The sequence below is a fragment of the Thioalkalicoccus limnaeus genome (assembly GCF_041197575.1).
Classification (GTDB): domain Bacteria; phylum Pseudomonadota; class Gammaproteobacteria; order Chromatiales; family Chromatiaceae; genus Thioalkalicoccus; species Thioalkalicoccus limnaeus.
This window is the reverse complement of sequence record NZ_JBDKXB010000067.1, coordinates 1-1931: the sequence shown is the minus strand read 5'-3', so window position 1 is coordinate 1931 and position 1931 is coordinate 1. Positions and strand designations below refer to the sequence as shown.

Annotated in this window: 1 protein-coding gene; it reads right to left on the bottom strand. The window is 66.5% G+C overall.

Annotated elements, in window-relative coordinates:
* Positions 1-229 precede the first annotated feature (229 nt).
* A complete protein-coding gene (locus ABC977_RS18045) occupies positions 230-1714 on the bottom strand; it encodes a transposase (RefSeq protein WP_369668660.1) in 1485 nt (494 codons plus the stop codon).
* Between the last annotated feature and the right edge of the window lie 217 nt (positions 1715-1931).

The following is a 1931-nucleotide window of genomic DNA, read 5'->3' as shown; positions in this document are numbered from 1 at the left end:
GAGACATCTGTGCTGTCGCGATTTTCCGCGGCTCGGAGCGTACAGCCCGGGAGCCGCGCAAGCGGCGGAGCGGCATGAGAGGGTCTCCACACGGGCAACCAAGGCGCTCGGCTGGGCCGCCGGGGCCGATCGATGAGAATAATTCCCATCAAAGCCGAATGACGGGCGAGCGCCGCCCTCGGGCGCCGTGGCCCGATCCGATCCCAGGGGGTGGAGTCGATCGGCGCGTCTAGCCGGTGGCCGAAATCGGCTGGACCAATGAGCGCATCAGCTGGGGTCTTCCCTGTTTGATGTGCCCCAAGGCCATGGCCATCATCACCGCGATGGCCAGACCGACGCGGGTGGTCATCTTGGCGAGGCCGCGGATGAAGTGCTGCTCGAAGCCGAAGTGGCGATCGATGCGGTTGTTGATGCGTTCCAAGGCGCTGCGGCGGTTGTAGCCGCGCTGCCAGCTCGGGCTGCCGTGCGGGGTGGGGACGAAGAGGCGCCGGTCGTGCTCGTCGAGCTTGATGCGCACGATGCGCCCGTACGCGCCCGGGTTCACCCCGCCGGCCTGGTGGCATTCGCTCTGGCCTTGGCACGCCAGGCCATAGGCGGCGGCCGGGCAGCGGTACTTCAGCGTGTTGCGATCGGCCTCGAAGCCTTGAAAGGCCAGATCGCGTTGCTCCCCGGTCACGGGGCACACGCAGTGAAGCGAGCCCTTTTCGGTATGCACGATGGTGTCGGCCCGCGCGGGATCGAGTGGGCGGGTGATCGGTTTGGACGGATCGTAGTCGGGGAGGTTTTTCTCTTCGCGCCACAGCGCGCGGGTGTCGATCAGCGGGCGGATGGCGTAGTCGTCCCACAGCAGCGCCTTGGTCTCGGCGCTATCGAGTCCCCGATCGGCACTGAAGTCGCGACAGCGGGTGGCCAGTTCCGGGGTCTCGCTGAAGGTGGCGCGGATCATCGCGCGCAGGGTGGGCTGCTCGGACACCGAGGCGGGCGTGACCTCGAACGCCACGGGGATCTCGTAGCGGGTATCGGCGATCAGGTGCAGCCCATAGCCGAACCAGCGCTTGATCTTCTTCCAGGCCTGGCCGGTGCGGGCATCGAGGCCGTGGGTCTCGTGATGGCCCCAATCGGCATCCGGGTCGGAGGTCTCCCCGCTGGTGCGCGCCTTCTGCCCCGTGCTGTGACTGGCGATGTCGGTGCCGTCGAAGCCGAGGTGCTCGCCGAAATCGGGCCGCACGGCCATCAACTGCTCGCGCAGGATCACGGTCATCTCGCTGATCATCCCGAGCGCCTCTTCCAGCTCGATGACATTGGCCAAAAAGCGCGAGATATTCCAGCTCGACGGCACCGCGCACGCCGGCTCCGCCGGCGGCGGCAACGCGATGCGCGAAACGCCCGTCTCAGGATCGGTGACGACCCGCGGCTTGGGCTTGCGCTGCCTCGGCAGGGGGTCGAAGCCGCAGGCCTCCATCAGGCTCGGGTTGCGCGCCAGCTCGCGCAACAGCGACTCCAAGCTCTCATGTTGAAACACGATCCCGGCGAGCAGCGCATGCCACATCGCCCGCACCGGGTAGTCATCGCGTCCGTGGCCGCGCATGACCTCGAGGTATTGCACCAAGCGCTCGTCGGGGAGATGATCAAGCACCAGCCTCAGCCGGTTGAGGTCGCTGCGCGCCTCGACGGCGTCCCAGGAAAACAAATTCGCTTGTGCGATGGCCGCCATGGGGTCTCCTCTCTGAGGGTCGTCTCGACAACGACTAATGATCCCTTGGCGGCCGCCCTTTTTCACCCCCTCCAACGCCCTTGGGGTGGATTTCTTCGCCTGCGCGCGGACGGCGCACGCAAGTCATTGATGCTGCGTCGAGCCGTGGGGTAAACGAAAACTGCCCGTGCTCGTCGCCCCGGTTCAATCAGTGGCTTAGAGACTGCGCAAATGGCTC